General features: G+C 30.1%; 15 protein-coding genes. 4 read left to right on the top strand and 11 right to left on the bottom strand.

The features are described from left to right. Nucleotides 1-172 precede the first annotated feature (172 nt). Nucleotides 173-418: a hypothetical protein gene (locus L3B96_RS26650; RefSeq protein ID WP_238949017.1), complete on the top strand. Its 246-nt coding sequence runs from the start codon at nt 173-175 to the stop codon at nt 416-418. Between the two features lie 242 nt (nt 419-660). On the opposite strand, the gene L3B96_RS26645 is transcribed toward L3B96_RS26650, so the two are convergent. The 6 genes from L3B96_RS26645 to L3B96_RS26620 all read right to left on the bottom strand — a co-directional run bounded on the left by L3B96_RS26645 (nt 661) and on the right by L3B96_RS26620 (nt 7,805). Further along, nucleotides 661-1,518: an AraC family transcriptional regulator gene (locus L3B96_RS26645; protein ID WP_238949016.1), complete on the bottom strand. Its 858-nt coding sequence runs from the start codon at nt 1,516-1,518 to the stop codon at nt 661-663. Between the two features lie 106 nt (nt 1,519-1,624). Then, complete coding sequence (locus L3B96_RS26640) at nt 1,625-2,644, bottom strand: sensor histidine kinase (RefSeq protein WP_238949015.1); 1,020 nt, start codon at nt 2,642-2,644, stop codon at nt 1,625-1,627. Further along, nucleotides 2,641-3,312, bottom strand: a complete 672-nt coding sequence (locus L3B96_RS26635; protein WP_026886939.1) for a response regulator transcription factor — start codon at nt 3,310-3,312, stop codon at nt 2,641-2,643. The genes L3B96_RS26640 and L3B96_RS26635 overlap by 4 nt, the downstream gene beginning before the upstream one ends. Before the next feature lie 334 nt (nt 3,313-3,646). Next, nucleotides 3,647-5,638 (bottom strand): ABC transporter permease, encoded by a 1,992-nt coding sequence (locus tag L3B96_RS26630; protein ID WP_238949018.1) that lies wholly within the window; start codon nt 5,636-5,638, stop codon nt 3,647-3,649. Next, nucleotides 5,628-6,395, bottom strand: a complete 768-nt coding sequence (locus tag L3B96_RS26625; protein WP_238949014.1) for an ABC transporter ATP-binding protein — start codon at nt 6,393-6,395, stop codon at nt 5,628-5,630. Before L3B96_RS26625 ends, L3B96_RS26630 begins: the two co-directional genes overlap by 11 nt. A 432-nt stretch (nt 6,396-6,827) precedes the next feature. Further along, nucleotides 6,828-7,805, bottom strand: a complete 978-nt coding sequence (locus L3B96_RS26620; protein ID WP_077830399.1) for an alpha/beta hydrolase — start codon at nt 7,803-7,805, stop codon at nt 6,828-6,830. Between the two features lie 380 nt (nt 7,806-8,185). Here L3B96_RS26620 and L3B96_RS26615 point away from each other — a divergent pair, with 380 nt between their 5' ends. Continuing rightward, nucleotides 8,186-8,782, top strand: a complete 597-nt coding sequence (locus L3B96_RS26615; RefSeq protein ID WP_238949013.1) for a TetR/AcrR family transcriptional regulator — start codon at nt 8,186-8,188, stop codon at nt 8,780-8,782. Between the two features lie 400 nt (nt 8,783-9,182). Here L3B96_RS26615 and L3B96_RS26610 read toward each other — a convergent pair whose 3' ends face one another. The 5 genes from L3B96_RS26610 to L3B96_RS26590 form a co-directional block, all read right to left on the bottom strand. Further along, nucleotides 9,183-9,917 carry an MBL fold metallo-hydrolase gene (locus L3B96_RS26610; RefSeq protein ID WP_238949012.1) on the bottom strand — a complete coding sequence of 245 codons (735 nt, stop codon included), beginning with the start codon at nt 9,915-9,917 and terminating at the stop codon, nt 9,183-9,185. A gap of 511 nt (nt 9,918-10,428) precedes the next feature. Next, nucleotides 10,429-12,972, bottom strand: a complete 2,544-nt coding sequence (locus L3B96_RS26605; protein ID WP_238949011.1) for a PEP/pyruvate-binding domain-containing protein — start codon at nt 12,970-12,972, stop codon at nt 10,429-10,431. Between the two features lie 192 nt (nt 12,973-13,164). Beyond that, the gene (locus L3B96_RS26600) at nt 13,165-14,973 is read right to left on the bottom strand and encodes an ABC transporter ATP-binding protein (protein WP_238949010.1); all 1,809 of its coding nucleotides are present in this window, start codon (nt 14,971-14,973) and stop codon (nt 13,165-13,167) included. After that, nucleotides 14,970-16,685, bottom strand: a complete 1,716-nt coding sequence (locus L3B96_RS26595; RefSeq protein ID WP_238949009.1) for an ABC transporter ATP-binding protein — start codon at nt 16,683-16,685, stop codon at nt 14,970-14,972. The genes L3B96_RS26600 and L3B96_RS26595 overlap by 4 nt, the downstream gene beginning before the upstream one ends. 330 nt (nt 16,686-17,015) lie before the next feature. Beyond that, the gene (locus tag L3B96_RS26590; protein ID WP_238949008.1) at nt 17,016-17,468 is read right to left on the bottom strand and encodes a winged helix DNA-binding protein; all 453 of its coding nucleotides are present in this window, start codon (nt 17,466-17,468) and stop codon (nt 17,016-17,018) included. Nucleotides 17,469-17,960: 492 nt separating this feature from the next. On the opposite strand from L3B96_RS26590, the gene L3B96_RS26585 reads away from it, so the two are divergent. Together L3B96_RS26585 and L3B96_RS26580 are read left to right on the top strand one after the other, a co-directional pair. Next, nucleotides 17,961-18,584, top strand: a complete 624-nt coding sequence (locus L3B96_RS26585; RefSeq protein ID WP_238949007.1) for a TetR/AcrR family transcriptional regulator — start codon at nt 17,961-17,963, stop codon at nt 18,582-18,584. A 29-nt stretch (nt 18,585-18,613) separates the two neighbouring features. Beyond that, a complete protein-coding gene (locus L3B96_RS26580) occupies nt 18,614-20,641 on the top strand; it encodes a PEP/pyruvate-binding domain-containing protein (protein ID WP_238949006.1) in 2,028 nt (675 codons plus the stop codon). Nucleotides 20,642-20,669: the final 28 nt, after the last annotated feature.

Here is a 20,669-nt window from a genome sequence, read left to right as displayed (position 1 = left end):
AAAAATAGTTTAGGAATCGGCTTTTTTATTTAACTGTAAAATTATTCAAGTAAAAATGCACTATTATAGTTATTAATTTATTATAACATATATTGTAAATATTTCTTTATTATAAATTTTTTTGTTTGAGTTTATGGTATAATTTTGTAAAAAAGTATTTAGGAGAAGAGCTATGTCAAATATTAAAGTAATTTTTATAGTACTTTTGAATGTATTTATTATTTCACTTGATTTAATAACAGATTACAATAAGAGCAGATATTTTATCTTCATATTTCCAATTCTTGGATCAATCAATTATAAATATGTATTTTTAAATTCCAAATTAACTAATAATCAGAAATTCTTTGCTCAATTCTCTATTATAGGTTCTTTTATATTAGCTGTTATTTACATTTCTTATTTCATGGAATTTTAGTATTGCATATAAAAAAATCGCAAATTCAATTATTTGAACTGCTCCCTTTCAAGTAACAGATTTTTATTTGTCTATCTTAAAGGAAACATATCAACTTTTGAATAATGCGATTTTATAATTTTCTATTTATTTTTAGTGATTTATAGCTTATGAAAATATGACAGAACTAGATTTAAAACTATTCTGCATCAAACTTACAAACTTGGAATCTGATGTGCTTCAAATCATACTCTTTTACATTACTATTTTTTCTTAACAGGAATCCAGATTTCGCTGTAATAATTCTCATCTTGATTCCCCTTAGGATAATCAGCTATATCAGTGTACATTTCAATATTATAACCTGCTGCAATTTCATAATCCTTGCAATTAGGCAGCCATTCTGAGAAGATTTTTCTGTTCATATCTTGCAACGATTTTGGCATGGCTCCCTTGCAAGCAAAAACAGCCCATGTGTGTTTAGGAATAATCTTTGTGACAAAACCATTAGGTATTTCCATGGATGGATTATAATCATCTGCAATCAAATATTCAAACTCATCTGATCCCATGTTCTCATCTATGGATATTCCATACATTCCACACACAAACTTTCCCTTTCCAGCTTCATAATGCTCTGTCCAAAACGGTGGAATTTCTGCAAATGCATTCTCATACTTAAATACCTTTGATACACCTATGACAGTAAACGAATCTTTTTCAACAATTTTGTAATCCATAATATAACCGCCTTCCAATAAAAATTTAATTTTCAGCGGAGCAAATGACTTAATCATCGCTCCATCTTTTCTAACAGCAGTAGGTGTGACACCATGAAATCGAGTAAAAGCTTTTGTGAAACTATCTGGTGATGCATATCCATATTTTAATGCAATATCAATGATTTTTTCATCAGTAGAAACGAGGTCACTTCCGGCAAGAGTAAGCCTGCGTTGTCTGATATACTCTCCAACCGTAAACCCACAAAGCATTGCAAAGCCTTTCTGGAAATAGAATGGAGACATAAATGTTTTTTCTGCAATATTTTTTATTGTGATTTCTTCAGTGATATTCTCCTCAATATAGCTTATAGCTTCACCTATTCCTTCAATCCATTTCATAATTATCCCCCTGTCTGTACATATATCTTATCTCTTTTCAAACGGTTATTCCCGACTTTTTGTGTTATGTTTTGTCTTTCCAAAAAGACTATCATTTAACTTCCCCTCAATCATCACTAAAAGTTTCCATACCAGATAGCGGAAATATTAATGTAACTTTACTTCCTTTATTAACCTCTGAGGCAATAGAAATTTTTAAGCCCAGCTTTAAGCAGAGTTTTTCACATAAATACAAACCCATGCCTGTACTTTTGCTAAATCTTCTTCCATTCTCACCAGTGAAGCCTTTTTCAAAGACTCTATCTATATCTTTCTCTATTATCCCTACTCCATTATCTTCTATAAATAACATTACTGAATTGGCTTTTTTCATTGATGATATATTAATTTTAGGATCTCTATTGCTTGAATATTTTATTGAATTTACTATTATCTGATTAATGATAAACTCAGCCCATTTTCCATCGCTATATACATTTTCATTAATGTCATTTATATTGATTTTTATTTTCTTATGAATGAAATCTCTATAGTTTCTTTTTACTACATTTTTTACTATATTACCTAGACTAATTTGTTTTATAATATAATCTTTATAAGCATTATTACTTCTAGAGTAGTAAAGTACCTGTTCCACAAATCTTTCAATTTTGTCTATCTGAAAGTCTATTTTATTAGTTGCTTCATTTTGATTATTCTCAATAATAAGCTTTGAAGAAGCTATTGGCGTTTTAATTTCATGAACCCAGGCTTCCAAATATTCTCTATAATCTTCCTGCATATCTTTATAATATTTTACATGCTCATACATATCTCTACTTAATTGTTTAAGTAGAGAGTTAAACTTTTCTCCTTGTACAGATTCTGCTTCCTTTAGCATATCTGGAATTAAATATTTCTTGTCCAATTTTTCTAATAAACTGTCAATCTCCCCAAAATACTTTTTATGCTTTATATATTCTAAAGCCATGTAAGATCCTAACGGGAAAAACCATATACAAAAAACAAATATAACTATAATTAAGTTAACATTTATAACAAGCATTATTATTGACAATATGATAAACATGAGGCTATTACATAATATTACAATAGCTTTATCTTTAAGAAATTCACCTATAGTCATGGCATAATATACCCCATTCCTCTTCTTGTTTCTATTGGATTTTCTATTCCTATTTCTTCAAGCTTCTTTCTTAATCTATTTATATTAACATTTAAAGTGCTATCGTCTACAAAAAAATCTGCTTTCCAAAGGTACTCCATAAGAGAATCTCTTTTTACTATATTTCCTTTATTATTTATTAAAAATGATAGTATTTTAACTTCATTTTTAGTTAACTCTAGAGAGTTATCTTTATAAATAATAGTTGCATTTGAAAGATTCAAATTAAAATCTCTGTAGCTTAATATATTACTATTCTTTATGTTTCCATAAGTCCTTTTTAAAATATTAGTTATTCTTGCAAGTAGTATTTCTGTATTATAAGGTTTTGTAATAAAGTCATCTGCCCCTAAATTCATGCTCATCAGTTCATCTACTTCACTATCTCTACTTGTAACTATTATAATTGGAACCTCTGAAGTCTTGCGTATTTCCCTACATATATAATATCCATCATACATAGGCAAATTAATATCTAGCAATATAAGTTCAGCGTTCTCACTTTCAATATAATTTATTATGTTATCCATATCTAAAGGAGCCTTCACTTCATATCCATATCTCTCTAAAAAACTTTGCAATTCCTCCCTTATAACTTCATCATCTTCAATAATAATAATTTTCCTCATTATATCCCCCTACTAGAAATATAAGGTTATTAAATCTTGAAATCCAAAACTTAATAACCTTAATAATTATTATAAAACTAAACACTACATTTTACCACAATTTTACTCAATATCATTATAATTCCTTCACTTTTTCTTTGATTTGCTATTATGGAAATCAATATATTAAGCATTTACTTATTCCATATATATCATGAATATCCATAGCTCTCACTAAATAGACATATTTATAAATTAGGAACACTTTAGGTTCGTATCTTTACTACAAATTGTAACTACTTCAACGCTTTTGCAGAATTAAACTATTTATGGTTTTGGCTATCTATATTAGTCCTTATATATTATTTTTTATAATATTTTTATACCCTGTATATGTTGTATAGAAATATCCTGCATATACTACAATAAATATTACAGCCGTCATTAACGCTGAAAATCTAATATCTATTTGATTAAAATTGCTTATTTCCTTATTAACCACTAAAACACCAATAATTGAATGAACTAATGCAAGAATTACAGGAAGACTGAAATATATCAAGGTTTGAAGAAATATAGTTTTATTTATCATTTTCTTATTTGCACCAATTCTCTTTAAAGCTTTATATCTTTCTATACTGTCACTAGCTTCTGATAATTGCTGAAGTGCTAATACAGCCATGCTTGATATCAAAAATATCATACCTAAATATAAACCAAGAAATAATTCAGAAGTTGAAGAACCCTTTTCCCTAGAATAAATGCCATCCTTTGAATAGGCATTCATATGGGGGACATCTAGACTTTCATACTTCCCACCAATCAAAGAATTATTATAAATCTCTTGGTATTTTTCATTATTTTCTTCTCTATTTTCATCAGTATACATTACATCAAGTACTGATTTGTAAGCCTCACTCTCTGGCATAAGCTCATCATTTATCACTATAATGCAATAATTTTCTGCCATTATAGAAGTTTCAAGGTTTTCTTGTAAAGCCTCATGATTTTTCGCTAGATACTCTTTTCCTTTAATATTAACTTTATTGCTATGCTTTAATTTTTCATTAATTGGATCAGCTAATTTGTTATAATTTGATAAAATTAAAACTTCATCACTATTTAAATTAACTTCTTTTTCACCTTTTAGTTTTAATATTTTATTGTAGTCAGATATTTTTACAAAACTTGCTGTATAGCCTTTAAAAGCCTCATCTTCAGTTTTAAATAAATCTTTAGGTTCTACTGATGCAATATATTCATCATAAGTTATATATTTTTCATTTTCACTCAATTTGAAATCAATTTTATTAAACACTTCATCTAAAGAAATATCTTCACCATGAGGATATATGACTACACTTGCGTCAAATGGTGTTATTTTTTCAAGGCCTGCTTCATAATTTTTCTTAAGACCTATTCCTGTAGATAATACGAGTATTGTAGTAAATAGCATTAAACATATTACTGACATGGATAGAAAGTGTGTATTAAACTTGCTATTTACCTGCTTTATAACGAATATATTCAATCCCTTAAAATATACTTTCTTATTTTTATTTAAAAAATATAATATAACTCCAGATAAACTAAAGAAAAATAGTACTGTACTAATTACACTAATAATTAGTGCTGGCCTAAACATTGGATTCCATGTATCTATCCCTATTTTTAATAGAAATTTATATACAGCTGAAAGAGATACTATACTTAACAAAAATGCTGCCAAATATATATATGGATTTTTAAATTTCATTTTTTCATTTTTTCTATCTGCCGCAAGTAAGTCTGTTATTTTGTACTTAGAAACAACAAATACATTAAAAATCATTACGAGTAAAAACATTATTCCAAAATATAATATAGTCTTTCCAATAGCATTTATAGAGACTGTAAATCTATATTCATTCATAGAAACATCAAACAGCTTTAAGATAAGAGTAGATAAGACTTGTGATGCTGCTATTCCTAATATAAGGCCTGCAACTAAAGATATAGCGCCTACCATAGAGGTTTCTACTACTAAAATCTTAGATATTTTTCTCTTTCCCATTCCTAAAGTCATATATATACCTAATTCTTTTTTACGTTTTTTTATCAGAAAATTATTAGCATACAAGATTAAACTTCCTAGTATTACTGATATGAACATAGAAAAATAAGACATAGTAACTGTTAATTTTTCTATGTAATTAGCATTTGAAGATTTTATATCAAAAAGGGCCTTTTGTGAATCTATAGAATTAAAGCTATAAAATATACAGACAGCTAATATTAATGTTAAGAAGTATATAGTATAATCCTTATAACTCTTTTTTATATTGCCAAAGGCCAGCTTAAAATACATCATTATCATCACCTCCAAGAAGGGATATAACTTCTATGATTTTATTAAAAAATTCCTTTCTTGTGTCTTTACCTCTTATGAGTTCATTAAAAATTCTTCCATCCTTAATAAAGAGTATTCTATGAGCATAACTTGCTGTAAAGGAATCGTGGGTAACCATGAGTATTGTAGTTTTCAAATTATCATTTAAGTTTTCAAACCTTTCAAGTAGCAGCCTAGCTGACTTAGAGTCTAGTGCCCCTGTTGGTTCATCAGCAAGAACTAAAGATGGATTAGTTACAATTGCTCTTGCTGAAGCAACTCTTTGCTTTTGCCCACCAGACATCTCATAAGGATACTTATTAAGCACTTGTCCTATTTCTAAATGCTCTGCTACCGCTTGTATTTCTTCATCTATTTTATAGGTGTCCTCTCCCTTTATTGTTAATGCTAAAGCAATATTCTCATAAGCTGTAAGTGTATCTAATAAGTTAAAGTCCTGAAATATAAATCCTAACTCATTTTGCCTAAACTTATCTAATTCTTTTGATTTTAGCCTTGTAATGTCACTACCATTTATCAATATCTTTCCTGCGGTAACACTATCAATAGTTGATATACAATTAAGAAGTGTAGTTTTACCACTTCCTGAAGGTCCCATTATTCCAACAAACTCCCCCTCATCTACCTTAAAGCTTATATTATCTATTGCCTTTGTTAAATTCCCTTTATTGCCATAATATTTCTCGATTCTTTCTACATTCAATATATTTTTCATCTATAATTCTCCCTTTTTTCTTGAACCTTTGTTTTGGTATCAAATCCTTCATTTAAATCTCATCCAGTAGAAATTTCATACCTCCGCTGGAATAAACATGTATTTAATCTCAGTTTTAACATGTATATATCCAACCTTTGCTTTGGATATATATCTATAATCAATGCACTTAACTTGGCTCTATGTTAATTATTTTATATTATTATACCTGCTTCATCAATTTAACTACATTTCATTAATATTACATTTTTGTTATGTTGATATAATTGGATAATTAAAACTTGAAAAAATAAAATGCTCCCTTTATAGAAACAGTTTTATTATTTTAACTATCTCCTATAAAGTGAGCATATCATTTTCATGTGTTTTATGGTGGACGCTGAAGCGATGACTTCAAAGCACACAAGTTTTCATTTTAATTTCTATAATATATTATAAACTTTTAAGAAATGAAATTATTGCCGTACTAACCTCTTCTGGTTTTTCTTGTTGAGCCCAATGTCCGCAATCTTCAAGAAATATAGTTTGACGGATGTTTGGAACAATACTCTTCATTTCAGAAATTATTTGATTCATTCCTGGAATACTTAATCCAACATCACGAGTCCCTACTATAAATAATGCAGGAATTGTTACTTTTAATCCATTAAAACAGCTTAATAATTCTCTATTTCTATCTAAATTACGGTAATAATTTAATCCGCCACTAAAGCCTGTTTTGGCAAATGCTTCTGCATAAACCTCTAAGTCTTTTTCTTTAAGCCAAGATGTCATTTTAGGCATTGGTAATGCTGAAAGTAATCCCTTCTCTCTTGATACCATACTAAATGGATTTGGAGTTCCATCATTTCCTTTACGTGGTCCTGCATCTCCTGAAGCTGAATACAGCAAGTTATGAACTGCAAATCGTGCATCTTTCTCAAATTCTTTTTCTGCTACACCTGGTGTTTGAAAATATAGAGTATAAAATAACTCCTCACTATTTTGTGGGAAAACAGTGGTTGGTGGAATTGGTGGTTGAGGCATCATTGGAACTGTTAAAGCTATAACGCCCTTGAATTTATCTGGCCTTAATAATGCTGCATTCCATGCAATTGTTGCTCCCCAATCATTCCCTACTATTACTGCTGTTTCTTCATTTAATGCATCTAACACTCCAACTATATCGCCAACTAAATGAAGCAGAGTGTATTGATCAATATTTTCTGGTTTTTCTGTATCTCCATATCCTCTTAAATCTGGCGCTACTACGTGGAAACCTGCTTCAGCCAAAACAGGTATCTGATTCCTCCATGAATACCATATTTCAGGGAAGCCATGAAGTAATAATACAAGAGGCCCTTTTCCTTGTTCCGCTATATGCATTTTTATACCATTTGTTTCAACAATTCTATGTTTTAATTCACTCATTTTACTTTCTCCTCGTATACATAATTGTAAATAGCAGCTCAATCGTTAAATCATTAAACACGTGTTGTTGTAGCGATTTATGCATGCTATTATTATAATGTACTAAAATTAGCTATTCAACCAACAGAAACCATGAAATGTTGGTTATTAAGTAAAAAATATTTATATTGCAATAATAAATTTATACTTATAACTATAATAATCCAAGTGCTCAATTAAAATTATAATTTAGGAGCTTACTTAAAATATCCATACTATATAAATTCTAAATAATATAATTCATTCGTTATAAGGTTGTCTGATTTGAATTGTCCAATAGTTTAAAGCAAACTTCTATGAATTAATATTTTTATAGAATATATATTTAGAAAGGAGCAGGTATGATACAAAAATCTCAAATAAATGATAAACGCATAACTAAATCTCGTAAACTCATCCAAGATGCATTTCTTTCATTAGCTAATAAAAGACCCTTTGAAAATATAACCGTAAAGGATACTTCAGAAAGAGCTAACGTAAACCGCGCAACCTTTTATGCTCATTTTAAAGATAAATATGATTTACTAGATTCTTTTATATCAGATGAATTCATGACAATTGTATCCAGCAGGATTAGTCCTGATGCAAAGTTAAATGAAAAAACTTTGCGTGATTTAATTTTTATTATGTGTGATTATCATAAGACTGTAGGCACCAGCTATATAAGATTATATAAATCTGCCAATATGTTAATTGATATGAGAGTTCAGCTTAAATTACAAGATATAGTACAAAACATGCTTAACAATACTAGAACCTGTTCAAAGAATGAAGAAGAAAAATTAGAATTGATTACTGTTATGATGAGCAGCGGTATATATTGCGCTACAAAACGTTGGCATAGTAAAGGTAACTTGAAAGATGCTTCTGCAGTTTCTTCATTAGCTGATGAGATTCTTTCTTTCATGACTTCTTGGCTAACATCAACATTAGATTAAATTTAATTAATCTCAATTTATTTAACTCACATATGAATTCCTCCTAAGAATCTATTTAATATTCTTGCGAACACTCATTAAAATTCTTCTCTACTAAAATATAGCCATAGATTTTCTCGCTTAAATCACATAAAAACATATGGTTTATTTACGTCCACAGCCTTAAAACCCGCATTATTCAAGCATATTCTGAAGAATATTAGAATATATATTCTTCAGAATATATATGGTTTAGAATATTTATTCTTCACAATATTTATTGTAAAGAATATTATAGATATCGAACTTTAAAACTAGACTTATGTGGTAACTTACCGAAATCATAAATATTTTGTTCCGAAAAGCTATGAAAATATCGCTGAAGGTTCTAAGCAGAGATTAATTATTCAAATAATAATATTTATTTATTGTCTTCGTAGATTTTCTTATGCTGTGAATTTAAATATTCAATGATCTCAGTTTTATTTATAGGTGATGAGTGACCTGCTAAACAAATGTCAAACTCTAGATCCTTTAATACATTTATAAAACTCTCTAATTTAAACGAATCATATTCACAATTATTATAATAGTCCATACTATAAGCATCTCCTATAAATACTACTTTTTCTTCAGGTACATAAACTATTACTGAATCTTGAGAATGAGGTGAAATAACATTTCTTAAAATAACTGTTAATCCTCCTAAATCTATTTCTAAGTCATTTTTAAAGACTATATCAGCAGGTACAACTTTTATACCTTGAAGTCCTTCGTATTCTTTACGAATATTAGTATCTGCAAATTCAATATCTTCTCCAGTTAAGAGACGATTTTTCATTGCATCATCCGTCCATTGCCACTTAGACATAACCTTTAATTGTTCATTAGTTATTTCACATGATATAGTTTTTCCTGTAACTGCATGCATCCCATAAGTATGATCCCAATGCCAATGAGTGATTGCAACATAATCAGGCAATCTTAAATTCAATTTTTCTATACAACTATTAAATTTCTTTACATGCTTTTGTGAATTTCCTGCATCCACCATTAAAGAATATTTATCTCCTTTAATATATCCAAGCACTGGTCTGTCAGTTTCTCTGTCATTAATAAGATAATAAACCTTTTCTGTAACTTTTGTAAATTCCATAAAAAGTCCCACCTTTCTTTATATAAAATTAAAACTCCCCATATAGACAAACAATATCATCTATGGAGAGTTCATTTATTTAAAGATCTTTTATTATAGTTAAATTTAATCTAATATAAAACATATACTTTAGCTTAATCAAAATAATTACTTCTAATATATGTATATCTAAAGTTATTTTATTTTTTATAAAAGAGCTTAGTAGAAGATATTGCTCTTAAAATGCTCACTTAGTTAAAGCTCTATAATAGAACTTCAAAGCATCTCAAACTATTTAATTTTAATAGCTTAGTTAAGAACAACTAAAATCATCTCTTTAAGTCTCCTTTTTATAAATCATTCAATTACAATGGTATCACGCTGAATTTTTACTGTCAATGCATTTTACTGTTAGACTATTACTGATAAGATAACATTATCCATACATCTTAACTTCATCAGCAATCATCCATTAAATTCTTTTCATAAAATTAATTCTTTCGTTTATTATCATTCGTATTTTCACAATTATTTATAACAATGTTATTACTCCATTTGTTCCGTCTACTCTTATTCTTTGTTCATCCTTTAATATACTTGTTGCATTATCAATAGCCACAACAGCAGGTATACCGTACTCTCTAGCTACAATTGCCGCATGGGATGTTGGGCTTCCTATTTCAGTGACAGCCGCAGCTGCAACTTTAAAAAGAGGTGTCCAAATTGGAGATGTATATGGCGATACGAGTATATCTCCCTTTTTCAATTTTTTAAATTCAGAAGGATTTCTTACTATGCATACTGAACCTTCATATACTCCACGACTTGCAGCACTTCCTTTAATTGAATTACAATCTTCGCTCTTATCCTGTTTAATTTTTTCCTTTGACTCAAATACTGGAATTGACCCTGTAGCTACTAACCAATGCACACCTTTTTCATGGGCCTCATAAACCTTATCAAAAGCTTTCTTTCTTTTATTTAATCTTTCTTCTATATTTAACTTGCCTTCTGCCACTGAATTAAGTTCCTCAAGAAAAATGAAAAATACATCTTCTGCATCATTAATATAATCTTTCTCAACTAAAAGGCTTCCTAGCTTTAAAGCCATTCTATGCAAACAACCTGCTATTTTTTCTAAGTAAAATACACTTTCCTCTCTGATTATTACCGTATATCTTATTCTCTCTAGAATTTTAGTAAACTTTCTATAATTATCATATTTTAGCCCTTTCTTTACTAAGTCTTTTGCAACTTTATAAGCTTCTTCCTGTTTATTAAAACTTTCTTCCGAATCTAGTATAGAGGCATCGCATAATAATGCATCAATAATTTCATTTATCATTTCAGGTTTTTCACTCCATGTAGAAGGTGATATCATACGTCCAGCACCTATAGAAGGTCTATCCCCATATTCTTTCAAGAAATTCTCAATGGCATCTTTGAATGCTTGGCCACCTTTTCCATTCATGGCTGCTGTTTGTGCTATCTTTATCATTTCTTTGTTCTGAAGTGCAGTTCTAAAAGGCAAAGCTCTAAGAAGATTTTCTTTAACCTCTTCAAACATTTCCTTTCCTACAGCTTTTTTAATTAACTTATTAAACTTAAACTCAGTAATTCCACTAGGCATATCAATTAAAGAAAATCTTTTATAAACAAAATTCTCATATTCTTTCATTCCCTGCTTAATAAGTTTTATAAGTTTTTCTGCATCATCTGTATTATTTTTTGCTGTATCCATCCTCTTAATCCACTCATTAGCCTCTCCTGAAAAGCTCTGCCATAGAACATTTGTATCTTTAAATAAATCATTAATTAATGATTTAGGCCCCTTCCAAATTATAGATGGAGATATTGATGGCGCCTGATAACTTAAGGCCACGCATCCACTTTCTCTTTCTATAGGTATATTCTGCTCCTTAGGCATCTTAAATCCTGTTTCGGAGAAAGAAGTATATATCCCCTGATAAAAATGAGTAAAACATGCAAAATCCAAAGGAGTATGTGGATATGGACTATGTTCCATTACACTTTGAAGACCAAAATCTGCCTTTTTGCCTTGATAGATTATTTTGTCCTCAGATCCAGGTATATTAAAATCCTCACTCTCAGCATCCATTGTTGTAATTGGTCTTGCTTGAAGTAAATATATCTTACCTTCAGAAAGAGCCCATTCTGTATCTTGGGGACTACCATAATGTTTTTCAACAAGCTCTGCTAGTTTTGCAAGCTGATTAAGTTCATTTGATCCTAGACAATAGGCTTTTCTCTTTGAATCAGGCACTTTTTCTGTAACAATTCCACTTTTAGTTAATTTAATATTAATCTCCTTAGATCCAAGATTCTTTTCTTTTATGTCTCCCTTTTTGCTTAAAACAAATGAATCCGGAGTTATTAAACCACTAACAACTGCTTCACCAAGCCCATAGCCTGCACTTATTAATATTTCATCTCTCTTTCCATTTACAGGATTTGCAGTAAACATCACTCCAGCCGCCTCTGAATCTATCATTGCCTGAACTACAACTGCAAGATCCACCTTAAGATGCTCAAAATTCATACTTATTCTATAATTTATTGCTTGTGATGACCAAAGGCTTGCCCAGCATTTCTTTACATGCTTAAAGACATTTTCTTTTCCGTAGATACCAAGATAAGTTTCATGCTGCCCTGCAAATGAAGCCGTTGGTAAATCTTCAGCCGTTGCACTTGATCGTACTGAAACTGACATCTTTTCACCTACTCCTATTTTTTTATACAAACCGTCAAAAGCTATGTTTAATTCCTTCTGAATCTCAATAGGCATTTGAGCTTCTTCAATCCATGATGAGATATCTTTACTTGCCTCTGATATTTCATTAATATCTTGTCCCTTAATCTTTTCAAGCCTTTTTGTTATTCTCTCTTTAAGACCAGAGCTTTCAAGATGAGCATCATATGCACTTGTTGTAACCACAAATCCAGATGGTACAGGAAGTCCAGCATTTATTAATATTCCAAGGTTAGCTCCTTTTCCTCCTGCTTCAAGCAATGAATCTTTATTTAATTCCTTTAACATTTTCATATATTTTGACATAATTATTTCTCCTATCTTAATGAATTTAATATTTCATCTAATATTCTTTCATTTTGTTAAAATCTACTTTTTTCACCTAAACATTAGCTATAATATATTCTTAAAAATCAGTTATTTTATCTAACTTTTGAATCCTCTCACTTGACGTTTATAACTCCTATGAATTTTCTTACTATTAACATATATATACTTCTAGGCTAAACTCCCAGCAAATTGACTATTATAAATATCTGCATAAGCTCCGGCCCTTGATAATAACTCTTTATGGGTTCCTGTTTCAGCAATGTCTCCCTTTTCCATAACCACGATAGAATCAGCATCATATATAGTCGATAAACGATGCGCTACCACAAAGCTTGTTCTATTTTTTAATAGTCTTTTCATAGCTTTTTGAATAACAAGCTCTGTACGGCTGTCAACATTAGATGTCGCTTCATCGAGTACTAAAATATCTGGATTAGCTACAAACGCTCTGGCAATTGTAATAAGCTGCCTCTGCCCTTGTGAAATGTTCTCTGCATCTTCATTTAAAACCGTGTTATAACCATAAGGTAATTTCTGAATGAATTCATGAGCATAAGCTGCTTTTGCTGCAGCATATACTTGTTCTTTGGTCGCATTTTCATTACCATATTTTATATTTTCAAAGATTGTGCCTGAAAATAGCCACGTATCTTGTAGTACCATTCCGATGTTTTTTCTTAATTTACCAATGCCCAAATTACGAACATCAATGCCATCAATTCGAATGCTGCCTCCTTGTATCTCATAAAACCGCTCTAATAAATTTATTAATGTGGATTTTCCCGCACCAGTATGTCCTACAATAGCTACCATTTTCCCCTCATCAACATTCATGCTGAAATCAGTCATTAACAGTTTATCTGTATACCCAAATTTAACATTTTCAAAAGCAACTTTAGCAGTTTCAAATTCTTTGTTTGGAAACTCTGATTCATATTCTTTTATTTCTTCAGTATCTAAAATATTAAATACCCTCTCAGCAGAGGCTATAGCTGAAAGAAGATTAGCCCAAGTCATGGAAAGTTTAGCTATGGGAGAAGTGAATTGCTGAGAATATTGTAAAAAAGCCTGCATATCACCAATTAGAATTGAACCTCCTACTACTTTAACTGCACCTGTTGCTGCAATTAGTACATAAATAATATTCTGCATGAGCATCATACATGGCATCATCATGCCTCCAGAAAATCTTGCTTTCCAGCCTGAATCATACATTTTTCCATTTATGCTCTCAAACTTTTGCAATGCATCGTTTTCCCAATTAAAACTCTTAATAACAGAAAAACCTTGGTAGCTTTCTTCAACTAAGCTATTTAATTCTCCCATGCTTTTCAAGTACTCTTTGTTATATTTCTGTGTTTTAGGAGTAAACAGCTTTGTAATTATTAGGGTTACTGGAATCATTATGAAAACTATTATTGTAAGTAATGGACTTATAGTAATCATAAAAAGCAGTGCACCTATAACAGTAATAATGGTTGAAATAAGCTGCGTCAGACTTTGCTGTAGATTAGTCATAATATTATCTATATCATTTGCAGCTACTGACATGAGATTTCCATTAGAATTTATATCAAAGAATGTAACTTCTACTCTATTCATTTTTGCTTTTAACTGGTTGCGAAGCGCATAAGTTGTTTTTTGTGCTACTACAGTCATAATTCTCTCTTGTAAGAATGATGATACAAATACCCCTAAATACATGACAGCCACACTAAGTAGAATTAATATAAGTCTATTAAAATCAATTCCTGCCTGTGTTTTTATTCCGTAAAAAACTAAAGTTGTAGCCTTTCCAAGTAGTTTTGGACTTATAACCTGCATAACAGTTCCTCCTATAGCAATAACTATAGTAAGTACAATTAGTAAACTGCTTTTTTTCATGCATTCCAAAAGTTTTTTTATGGTTAACCATAAATCTTGTGGTTTTGCTATAACATTTACCTTTCCATCAGTTTCTTTTTTGCTTATGTTCATGCGATCCCCTCCTTGTACATCTGTGAGTCAATTATTTCTTTATAAACATTATTAGATTTTTTAAGCTCCTCATGTGTACCAAGTCCTACTAGTTTTCCATTATCTAATACTGCTATCAAATCAGCATTCATAACAGCACTTATTCTTTGTGCAACTATGACCGTGATAGCTTTTGAAAGCTTATTTTGTATTGATTCACGTATAATCCTATCGGTCTTAAAGTCCAGCGCTGAAAATGAATCATCAAAAATATATATATTCGCATCCTTAAGCAAACCTCTAGCAATACAAATTCTCTGCTTTTGTCCTCCTGAAAAATTACCTCCGGCTTTTTCTACCATACTGTCCAATCCACCATTAAGATTGGATACAAATTCTGTAGCACATGCTAAATCTAAAGCTTCCCATATTTCTTCATCAGTAGCGTCAGGCTTTGCAATCAGCATATTGTCTCGTATAGATCCCATAAACAGTGTTGATTTTTGTGGCACTAAGCTTACCATATGATTAAGTTCCGATTTTTTGATTTTCCTAATATCTACATTACCAATTTTTATGTATCCACTCTCTATGTCATAAAGTCTTATAATAAGATTTATGAGAGATGTTTTGCCATCACCAGTACTCCCAATAATAGCTAAAGTTTCTCCCTCTTTAACCTTAAAACTAATATCCTCTAAAGCTTTTTTCTCTGCACCAGGATAGCTAAAATCAACTTTTTCAAACTGCAAACTCCCATTCTTTGATACTTCAGTTTTAGAAGATTCAATTATACTTAGATTCATATCTAAAATCTCATTAATGCGCTCAATTGAAATCTTTCCCCTTGGAATAGCTAATATAACACTCGCGAGTATTGTAAATCCAATTAAAATTTGAGTCGAATATGATATTGCCGCCATTGTTGTCCCAATTTCCATAGTTCCAGAAGCGATTAATCCAGAACCAATCCAAATTATAATTATGGTTGTTAAATTAAGAAGCACAGTAATAAATGGTGTGAAAACACTCATAATTGTCCCTGCCTTAATAGCTGTCTTTGTATAATTCTGATTTATGGCATTATACTTTTTATAATCTTCTTCTTCCCTGCCAAAAGCTCTAATAACTTTTACCCCTGTAAGTCCTTCTCTAAAAAGAAGATTTAATCTATCAAGCAATTTTTGCATCTTTTCATAAAGGGGATTTGCAAACCTGTATATAACAATGGTGCCAATAGCTAGAAAAGGTATAACCCCAATAAAAATTAATGATAATTTAGGGCTTAGCCGATAAGTCATTACTATTCCGCCTAGCAAATATAAAGGAGCAATAATCAGAAACTTAAGGCCCATTTCAACTAAGCTTTGTACTTGTGTTACATCATTGATATTACGAGTAATCAATGATGCTGCTCCAAATTTGTCGTACTCTCTTTTAGAAAAAGTAAGTACCTTATTATAAATATCCTTACGAAGCTTACTGCTCATATTGTATGATATTTTTGCTGATATATAGGTATTCAAAACTTGGCCAATTAAGCTCATTATCGTAATACCAATCATAAATATTCCTTGATGGTAAATGTAATATATATCTCCATTTACAATGCCCTCATTTACAATGTTCGCTGTCATATAAGGCAGATAAATCGCACCTGAAATCTGTAACAATAAAAACATAATTGCAACAACCACTTTATCTGCCGGCAATCTTTTTATAATTCTAAGCATAAATATAACCTCCAATTAATTCAGTAAAATCAAAACTCGCTTTGGGTGAAATTCTTTAGGACTTAATGAAATGTCTTTGCTTAATACATCCCTTGAATTTTTAATAATTAAACTACTTCAACAATGTATTTAACATAATATATGTAGACTTCTACTTATATTGTTAAATAAAAAAAAGCATTTAGTATTCATTTATTGATTATTTCTAGCCTCTGCTTATACATAAATAATCAATATTTTAATTAATCTTCCCTTCAAAAAAATTTATCAAAATATACGTAGACTTCTACATATATATTTAAATAAAAAGCAGCAATACGCTTTTTATTATTAATCAGACTCTCCATATAAATTTTTATAGGCTCTAATAAGCAGATCCAAAAAAACTTTTTTCTCCTCTTGTAACATGCCCTTTAATAACTGTTCCTCAGTTTCTTCAAAAACCTTTTCCATCTCTGTTAATATATTTTTTCCTTTTGGAGTAACTTGAATTTGAAAAGTACGCCCATCTGATATCCCAGCACTACGTATGATGCATCCTTTTCTATCTAATCCATTTAAAAGGTTTGTTATAGATGACCCTTTTAAATTCATAACACTCTCTAAATTCTTGCGAGTTATCTCTTTTCCGTGTCTTATTTCTCTTTCGATAAGCTCCAACAATAAAGCTTGAGGTGAAGTCAGATCATATTCCTTTAATTTTTCGTCATTCGTATATCTCATCTTTTGAGCAATGCTCTTTATAAATAAGTCATATGGGTATTCCCATTCTCTATTCTTCATTATTTATCCTCCTCGCCTTAAATAGGTAGACCTCTACTTATTAATATATACATAATATATCTAATTGTCAATAACTTTAAGTTTCAATATCATTTATATATATATTTAATCTATTCTTCATAGTTCAATATTCAAAATCCACCATTTTTTATTTTAATCCTATAACAAATTATGAACTTTTAGGAAGCGAAAAAAATCTACCCAATATAACTTACTTTTCTCACAACATCGCTTAATCTTTTCAAATTCTCCCAGTTATTGATTATATGATTAAGCAATAATACAATTTTTTTACTTTTAAGTATTAAATTTATTTATTGACCGCATTGGTCAATAGAGTTATAATCCTCTTAAATAATAAAAAGAATTATTTTTTTACTACTTAAATTACAATAATAATATTTCACTAAAGTAATGAGCATAACTTAATAGCACAAATATTTATATAAAATTCTTTATTAATCTTACATAGATCTGAAAGAAGGTAATACTGTGGTATCGAAATTTTTAAATTTAGATTCAGAAAAACAAAATCGTATCTTAAATGCAGCAATAAATGAATTTGCTGAGAAAGGTTATGAGAATGCCTCTACAAATGAGATTGTTAAAGAGGCTGGTATATCTAAAGGGTTATTATTTCACTATTTTAAAAATAAGAAGCAATTATTTTTATTTTTATATGATTATTGCATAGATGTTAGCATGACTGAATTTTACAAAAAGATTGATTTAAAGGAAAAAGATTTTTTCGTTAGGTTACGTCGAATCCATCTGATTAAAGTAGAATTATTGAATAAATTTCCTAAAATTCTTAAATTCATTGAAGCTGTAAATATGGAAAAATCAAGTGATATAGAAAATGATTTAAATGTGATAAATAAGGAAGAATTAGAAAGCGCTTCAAAAAGAGTATTTGATGGTATAGATTTATCTAAATTTAGAGATGGCATAGATATAGAAAAGGCGATAAACGTTGTTATATGGTCCTTTCAAGGATTTAATGCAAAAGTTCTAGAAGAGGCAAAGTCATCATCTTCAAAACAAATTAATTATGATAAAGCTTTTATTGAAGCAGAAGCATATACAGAAATGCTTAAAAGTTGTTTTTATAAATAAATATTGAGTTTTAAAAAGGAGGTATTATAATGTTGGATATGATCAAAAGCTTTAAAGAATTAACCCCTGAACTCCAATCACTTGCAGGTGGAAAAGGATGTATGTTATCAAAAATGTTTCAAGCAGGATATCCTGTTCCTGACGGATTTGTGATTTTACCATCAGCTTTTAAGGAGAATATTCTTAATGAGGATGCTTGGAATAAAATCAAACATTATTTGAAAGAAATTAGAAAAAATAATGAAAGTGTTTTATTTGCAGTAAGATCATCTGCTTTAAGTGAAGATTCTGCTCAAGCTTCTTTTGCAGGAGAATTTGAAACAGTTTTAAATGTTAAGACAGATGAAGAAATTCAAAGCGCAATATATGAAGTTTTTAGCTCAAGAGAATCAGAAAGAGTAAAAGCATACAGTTCAGTCCAAGGAATGGATCAATCTCATCAGATAGCGGTAGTGATTCAAATTATGATACAGTCTGAAATTTCAGGAGTATTATTTACTGCTGATCCAATTACAGGCAGTCACGAGAGCATGACTGGTAATTTTGTATTTGGATTAGGAGAACAGCTTGTATCAGGAGAAGCAAATGCATATCCATTTAATATTATGAGACCCAAAAGAAAATATGAAGGACCCTCTGAATTTAAGAAATATGCCTCAGAGTTATATAAATATGCATCTAAACTTGAAACAGAATATGGTGCTCATCAAGATATTGAATGGGCAGTATCAAATGGAAAATTATATATATTACAAGCAAGACCTATTACAACATTAATAACTGGTAATCCTGATACATATGAATGGAACGATACTTTGGACGGGGATTTCCTATGGACCAATACTAATGTTGGAGAAGCAATGTCTGATGTTTTCACTCCCCTAAGCTGGTCTATAATAAGGGCTTTGGATGAAGAACAAATGACTATTCCTGGATACTATTTATTTTCAGGCAACATTTGTGGAAGAGCATATACAAACATCAGTTATGCATTGTCTTTATACCCTGCCTTCGGCAAAGATATTAAGAGTCTAATAAAAACAATGAGTGAAGTCTTTGGCCAAATGCCTGAAGAAATAGAAATTCCTATTTATCCATTTTCAAAACTAGGCTTGATAAAAGGGATGGCTCCAAAATTAAAACATCGTTTAAAAAATATTATTAAAGCTTCTAAGGAAATTCCAGAGCATTTGAATGAATCTCCAAATTTGTGTAGGAGGATGACTAAAACTATTAAAGAAGTAAAGACAAAAGAAGAATTAATCGATCTATGGAAAACTGAAATTTTACCTTTTAATTTTAAGGCTTTGTGGATTGCACTTGCTGGTGGAAGAAAAATGGTCATAGCTAATAAATTAAAGGATGAGTTAATAAAAGTAGCAGGAATTGAAGATACAAATACACTTATGTCTAATTTTAGAGGAGATTCATCCCTCGAGAGCCTTGGACCTATTATTGGTATCTCAAAGATTATAACTGGAGAAATGAATCGTGAAGAATACAGAATGAAATACGGACATCGTGGGCCACATGAGTTTGAATTATCCATACCTCATTCTGGAGAAGATGAAACTTGGCTTGAAAAGCAGATAGAGGAATTTAAGAATTCAAACACAGATGTAGAAAAGCTTCTTAATAAACAACATGATCAATATGAAGAAGCTCTCAAAAGATTGAAAGAACATTTTCCTAAAGAAGCTAATAATTTCGAAAAGAAAATTGTAAAAGTGGCTGAAGCAGCTCGTCTTAGAGAGTCTGTTCGTTCAGAATGGACTAGAGCCTTTAGAGTTAATCGTGCTTTTGCACTAAAGGCTGGGGAACTTATAGGCATAGGAAATGATATATTTTTTCTTTACATCAATGAAGTTTTAGATTTGCTCTCAGGAAATGACTTAGCATTAAATCATATTGCAGTTAGAAAGAAAATTTATAAAAAATATAAATTACTTCCACCATTACCATCAATTATTCGCGGAAGATTTGATCCCTTTAAATGGGTAAAAAATTCTAATACTATAATAGTGCAGTTTTGCTTGAATAATTTTACAGTTGAATAAAAAAACAGATTATTAAGCTATTTTTAAT

Origin of the sequence: Clostridium sp. YIM B02569, assembly GCF_022320765.1 — a bacterium.
GTDB lineage: Bacteria > Bacillota > Clostridia > Clostridiales > Clostridiaceae > Clostridium > Clostridium beijerinckii.
The sequence above is the reverse complement of the archived record's forward strand: the minus strand, read 5'-3'. Positions and strand labels throughout refer to the sequence as shown.

Bases quoted from the DNA above. Each gene is read 5' to 3' on its own strand.
- L3B96_RS26580 (WP_238949006.1), top strand. From the start codon at position 18,614: ATGTTGGATATGATCAAAAGCTTTAAAGAATTAACCCCTGAACTCCAA.
- L3B96_RS26625 (WP_238949014.1), bottom strand. From the start codon at position 6,395: ATGAAAAATATATTGAATGTAGAAAGAATCGAGAAATATTATGGCAAT.
- L3B96_RS26605 (WP_238949011.1), bottom strand. From the start codon at position 12,972: ATGTCAAAATATATGAAAATGTTAAAGGAATTAAATAAAGATTCATTG.
- L3B96_RS26590 (WP_238949008.1), bottom strand. From the start codon at position 17,468: ATGAAGAATAGAGAATGGGAATACCCATATGACTTATTTATAAAGAGC.
- L3B96_RS26620 (WP_077830399.1), bottom strand. From the start codon at position 7,805: ATGAGTGAATTAAAACATAGAATTGTTGAAACAAATGGTATAAAAATG.
- L3B96_RS26610 (WP_238949012.1), bottom strand. From the start codon at position 9,917: ATGGAATTTACAAAAGTTACAGAAAAGGTTTATTATCTTATTAATGAC.
- L3B96_RS26650 (WP_238949017.1), top strand. From the start codon at position 173: ATGTCAAATATTAAAGTAATTTTTATAGTACTTTTGAATGTATTTATT.
- L3B96_RS26645 (WP_238949016.1), bottom strand. From the start codon at position 1,518: ATGAAATGGATTGAAGGAATAGGTGAAGCTATAAGCTATATTGAGGAG.
- L3B96_RS26640 (WP_238949015.1), bottom strand. From the start codon at position 2,644: ATGACTATAGGTGAATTTCTTAAAGATAAAGCTATTGTAATATTATGT.
- L3B96_RS26635 (WP_026886939.1), bottom strand. From the start codon at position 3,312: ATGAGGAAAATTATTATTATTGAAGATGATGAAGTTATAAGGGAGGAA.
- L3B96_RS26595 (WP_238949009.1), bottom strand. From the start codon at position 16,685: ATGCTTAGAATTATAAAAAGATTGCCGGCAGATAAAGTGGTTGTTGCA.
- L3B96_RS26600 (WP_238949010.1), bottom strand. From the start codon at position 14,973: ATGAACATAAGCAAAAAAGAAACTGATGGAAAGGTAAATGTTATAGCA.
- L3B96_RS26615 (WP_238949013.1), top strand. From the start codon at position 8,186: ATGATACAAAAATCTCAAATAAATGATAAACGCATAACTAAATCTCGT.
- L3B96_RS26630 (WP_238949018.1), bottom strand. From the start codon at position 5,638: ATGTATTTTAAGCTGGCCTTTGGCAATATAAAAAAGAGTTATAAGGAT.